Origin of the sequence: Mycobacterium sp., assembly GCF_051006775.1 — a bacterium.
Classification (GTDB): domain Bacteria; phylum Actinomycetota; class Actinomycetes; order Mycobacteriales; family Mycobacteriaceae; genus Mycobacterium.
Genome location: NZ_JBPCSX010000212.1, coordinates 1 through 4,706, shown reverse-complemented (window position 1 = coordinate 4,706; position 4,706 = coordinate 1). Strand labels below are relative to the sequence as shown.

The 4,706-nt window shown below is 65.4% G+C and carries 6 protein-coding genes; 3 read left to right on the top strand and 3 right to left on the bottom strand.

Annotated features, from left to right (window positions below; genetic code table 11):
• The first annotated feature begins 2 nt into the window (after nucleotides 1-2).
• Nucleotides 3-869, top strand: a complete 867-nt coding sequence (locus ACR2JI_RS15300; protein WP_526391449.1) for a TIGR03619 family F420-dependent LLM class oxidoreductase — start codon at nucleotides 3-5, stop codon at nucleotides 867-869.
• Between the two features lie 4 nt (nucleotides 870-873).
• Here the strand turns inward: ACR2JI_RS15300 and ACR2JI_RS15295 are convergent, their stop codons facing one another.
• A complete protein-coding gene (locus tag ACR2JI_RS15295; RefSeq protein WP_526391451.1) occupies nucleotides 874-1,665 on the bottom strand; it encodes an enoyl-CoA hydratase/isomerase family protein in 792 nt (263 codons plus the stop codon).
• Nucleotides 1,666-1,715: 50 nt separating this feature from the next.
• On the opposite strand from ACR2JI_RS15295, the gene ACR2JI_RS15290 reads away from it, so the two are divergent.
• Entirely contained in the window at nucleotides 1,716-3,581 is a 1,866-nt protein-coding gene (locus ACR2JI_RS15290) for a propionyl-CoA synthetase (RefSeq protein ID WP_526391447.1), read from the top strand.
• Here ACR2JI_RS15290 and ACR2JI_RS15285 read toward each other — a convergent pair.
• Complete coding sequence (locus ACR2JI_RS15285) at nucleotides 3,558-3,797, bottom strand: hypothetical protein (RefSeq protein WP_526391445.1); 240 nt, start codon at nucleotides 3,795-3,797, stop codon at nucleotides 3,558-3,560. The genes ACR2JI_RS15290 and ACR2JI_RS15285 overlap by 24 nt on opposite strands.
• Before the next feature lie 37 nt (nucleotides 3,798-3,834).
• Nucleotides 3,835-4,107 (bottom strand): hypothetical protein, encoded by a 273-nt coding sequence (locus tag ACR2JI_RS15280; protein ID WP_526391443.1) that lies wholly within the window; start codon nucleotides 4,105-4,107, stop codon nucleotides 3,835-3,837.
• Between the two features lie 158 nt (nucleotides 4,108-4,265).
• Between ACR2JI_RS15280 and ACR2JI_RS15275 the strand changes: the two genes are divergently transcribed.
• On the top strand, nucleotides 4,266-4,706 hold a 441-nt coding region (locus tag ACR2JI_RS15275), incomplete at its 3' end, for a DUF222 domain-containing protein (protein ID WP_526391441.1).

Genomic DNA, 4,706 nt, shown 5'->3' with positions numbered 1-4,706 from the left:
GTGTGCGATTCACCTTTGCCGAGGCAATGACCGACCCGAGCTACTACATCCCGCTGGCCCAGGCGGCCGAGGCCGCCGGGTACCACGCCATGACCATCCCCGACAGCGTGGCCTATCCCTTTGAATCCGACTCCAAGTACCCGTACACACCCGACGGGAACCGGGAGTTCCTCGACGGGAAGTCCTTCATCGAGACCTTCGTCATCACCGCCGCCCTGGGCGCTGTCACCACCAAGTTGCACTTCAACTTCTTCGTGCTGAAGCTGCCGATCCGCCCGCCCGCCCTCGTGGCCAAGCAGGCAGGCTCGCTGGCGGCGCTGATCGGCAACCGGGTCGGCCTGGGCGTCGGCACCAGCCCGTGGCCGGAGGACTACGAGCTGATGGGTGTGCCCTTCGCCAAGCGGGGCAAGCGGATGGACGAGTGCATCGAGATCATCCGCGGTCTGACGACCGGCGACTACTTCGAGTTCCACGGGGAGTTCTACGACATCCCGAAGACCAAGATGACGCCGGCCCCCACCAAGCCACTGCCGATCCTGATCGGCGGTCACGCCGACGCCGCATTGCGCCGGGCTGCCCGAAACGACGGCTGGATGCACGGCGGCGGCGAGGAAGATCTCGATGAGCTGATGGCCAAGCTCAACCGGTACCGCGAAGAAGAGGGCACCGCCGACAAAGACTTCCAGATCCACGTCATCTCCATCGACGGATTCTCGGTCGACGGCGTGAAGCGACTCGAGGACAAGGGCGTCACCGACGTCATCGTCGGCTTCCGGATTCCCTACATCAACGGACCCGACACCGAACCGCTGGATGCGAAGATCCGCAACCTGGAATGGTTCGCCGAGAACGTCATCGCCAAAGTCTGATCGGCTACAGCGGATCCCAGTTGGGTGTCCGCTTCTCGCGGTGTGACATCGCGGCCTCGCGCGGATTGTTGGTGAACCCGGACAGCACCTGTGTCCGATTCTCGATCTCCTTGGCGTGGCGCAGGCTGGGCGCGTCAAGAGCAGCGTTCAGTCCGGTCTTGGTCTGCCACACCCCGTAGGCGTTGTTCGCGGCGATACTGCGCGCCATCGTCAACGCTGCATCCATCAGTCCGGCTGCCGGGACCACCTCGTGCACCAGGTGAATGCGATAGGCCTCCTGCGCGTCGATGATCCGACCGGTCAGCATCAGTTCGCGGGCCACGCCGGCACCGACGATCCTCGGTAGCAGGTAGCTGGTTCCCATATCCATCGAGGAGAACCCGGCCTTGATGAACACCGACCCGAACCTGGCTTCGGCCGCGGCGATCCGGACGTCGCAGTGCAGCGCGTACGCCAGGCCTCCGCCGACCGCCACCCCGTTGACGGCGGCCACCACCGGGACCGGTAGCTCGTAGAGCCGCGTCATCTGATCGGCCAGCCGGACCTGGGCGTCGTAGGTCGTCTTGAACGACGCGGCCGCCGGTGCTGTCCAGGGCTTTCCGGTACCGGACAGATCGGCGCCGGCGCAGAACCCGCGGCCGGCCCCGGTCAGAATGCCCACCCGGTAGTCGCCGGACTCCAGTCTGGCCAGTGCGTCGTCGAGCCCGTCGAGCAATTCGCCATCGATGGCATTGAGCACCCCCGGGCGGTTCAAGGTGACACGGGCGATCTCGTCATCGATGACGTCGAATTCCACTGCGGGCATGCGCTGACGATAGCGACGTGCCCGCGCTACCGTACGTAGCCGTGGGATACCGCGCGCTCTTCCAGGCCAGCATCGACGATCCGGCGACCTTCTGGGCCGAGGCGGCCAAGGCCGTCTCCTGGACCAGAGCACCCGAGCGCGTCCTCGATGACAGCCGTCCCCCGTTCTACCGCTGGTTTCCCGATGCCGAGCTGAACACCTGCTTCAACGCGCTCGACCGGCATATCGCCGATCGCGGAGACCAGGCGGCACTGATCTACGACTCCCCGCTCACCGGTTCCCAACGCGTATTCAGCTATCGCGAATTACTCCATGAGACTTCACGTTTCGCCGGAGTGCTGCGGGAGCTGGGCGTTGGAGCGGGTGACCGCGTGGTGCTCTACATGCCGATGATCCCGGAGGCGGTAATCGCGATGCTCGCCTGTGCCCGGCTGGGTGCGGTGCACTCGGTGGTGTTCGGCGGGTTCGCAGCACACGAACTCGCGACCCGAATCGACGACGCCCGGCCGACGGTGATCGTGTCGGCCTCCTGCGGTGTCGAGCCGTCCCGGGTGGTGGAGTACAAGCCGATGCTCGATCACGCCCTCGAATTGTCCGAGCACCAGCCCGACGCCTGCGTGATCGTGCAGCGTGATCGGCACCGCTGTGAGCTGACCCCGGGCCGCGACGTGGACTGGGCCGACGTGATGGCCACCGCTTCGCCTGCCGATCCGGTTCCGGTCGCGGCCACCGACCCGCTCTATGTGCTCTACACCTCCGGCACCACCGGTAAGCCCAAGGGCATCCTGCGCGATAACGGTGGCCACGCCACCGCGCTGATGTGGACCATGAAGAACATCTATGACATCGAACCGGGCGACGTGTTCTGGGCCGCCTCCGATGTCGGCTGGGTGGTCGGACACTCCTACATCGTGTACGGCCCACTGCTGGCCGGCGCCACCACCGTGCTCTACGAAGGCAAGCCGATTGGCACGCCCGACCCTGGCGCGTTCTGGCGCCTGGTGGCCGAGTACGGGGTCAAGGTGCTCTTCTGCGCACCGACTGCGATCCGGGTGATTCGTAAGGAGGATCCCGACGGGTCGCATATCGGCCGCTACGACCTGTCATCGCTGCGGTATCTGTTCCAGGCCGGCGAACGGCTCGATCCGGACACTTACGCGTGGGCGACTGAGAAGCTCGGCATTCCTGTCATCGATCACTGGTGGCAGACCGAGACCGGCTGGTCAATTGCCGCTAATCCTGTTGGGATCGAACATCTTCCGCTGAAACCAGGTTCACCCACGGTGCCGATGCCCGGCTATGACGTTCAGATTCTGCGCCCCGATGGATCCGGTTGCGAGCCTGGCGAGGAGGGCGCAATCTGCATCGGCCTGCCACTGCCGCCGGGCACCCTGCCTACGCTGTGGGGTGACGACGCGCGTTTCGAGGCGTCATATCTGTGCGAGCACCCCGGCTACTACCTGACAGGAGACGGTGGCTACATCGACTCCGACGGCTACCTATTCGTGATGGGCCGCATCGATGACGTCATCAACGTTGCTGGACATCGGCTATCGACGGGTGCCATCGAGGCTGTGCTTGCCGCCCACCCCGCGGTGGCCGAGTGTGCGGTTATCGGAGTGGCCGACGAGATCAAGGGTCAGGAGCCGCGCGGGTTCGTTGTCCTCAAAGCCGGGGCATCAGCCGATGGTCTCGAGAAGGAACTCGTCGCGTCGGTGCGCGAGGAGATCGGGCCAGTCGCGGCGTTTCGGCGGGTCAATGTTGTTGCGGCGCTGCCGAAGACCCGTTCTGGCAAGATCCTCCGCAAGACGATGCGTGGTATCGCAGACGGCCACGACGAGCCGGTGCCATCCACCATTGAGGATGCGAGCGTGCTGGAAGTGCTAAGGCCGATTCTGCTCGGCTGAGGCCTCCACCGTGATCTGTGGCTTGGCAACGATGAACGGCCCGCTGATCCTGCCCTGCGTGCCGTCCCCGTCCACGGTGGCGCCGTCGTTCGCGACTCCGCTGACAGTGCTGCCGTTCTGAACGGTGACTGTTGAACTCGGACTGTCGGCCGCAGCCACTGCGGCGCCGCCCAGACTGCCCAGGATGAGCATCCCGGCCGCGGCGATAGCGCTCATGAACGTTGCTGTTCTAGTCATCTTTCCAGTGCCCTTTCTATGAGGCCGTGCACGCGGCATCCATGCCGGAGTTGGTCCCCGGCGTCACCGGATTCAAGCGGTTGATCATTCCGGCCCGGGTCATATTGTTCGGAGCGCCGGCGGCCGGCGCGACATTGGTCGGCATCGTCATATTGCACGTCGAGGCGCCGGCATCGGTGGGGCTGGCCTGCGCCGCGGCACCCAGTCCGATACTGCCGAGGAAGATGCCGGCTGCCAGAGCGGATCCGGCGAGTGCGGTGCTGATGCTGCGGGCGATTCTGCCGTTCATGATGTTCTCCTTGTTGTGGGACCGACGTTTTCGGCGTTACGACAACTGTGGCCTGTGGGCCCCGGTGTTCCCGTCCGCCGTTCGGTCGGTCTGGAGGGTGAATCGACCGTCCCCCAATCGGCCTAATTCTTGTCGGACCGCCGCTTTATTATTCGAACATGAGTTCGGTAGTCGAGGCGCTCGCGGTGCTTGACCAGGCGGTCGAGATGCTCGGTGCCGCCGATCTGGACGCAGTGGGCGCCCTGGACCGCTACCGGGTGTTGGAACGGTTGGAGACCTCCCGGCGCCGCCAGGTCGCGATGGCCGGGTCACTGCTGTGTGGGCACGAGCATGTGCCCGGCTGCCCCCCACCACCGGTGGCCCTGGCCGATAGCCTGCGGATCAGCCGCCGCGAAGCCCGCCGGAGGATTCGTGACGCCGAACAACTCGCCCCACGGATCACCCTGACCGGGCAACCGGTACCCCCGGTGTTGCCGGCCACCGCGAAAGCCTGGGATGCCGGGATCCTCGACGGTGACCACCTGCGCACGATCCAAACCTTCATCCGCGACCTACCCGCCGACACCCACCCCGACGCCATCGCCAAGGCTGAGGAATTC

Excerpts from the sequence above, each read along its gene's own strand:
- ACR2JI_RS15280 (WP_526391443.1), bottom strand. The coding sequence starts at position 4,107 with ATGAACGGCAGAATCGCCCGCAGCATCAGCACCGCACTCGCCGGATCC.
- ACR2JI_RS15285 (WP_526391445.1), bottom strand. The coding sequence starts at position 3,797 with ATGAGCGCTATCGCCGCGGCCGGGATGCTCATCCTGGGCAGTCTGGGC.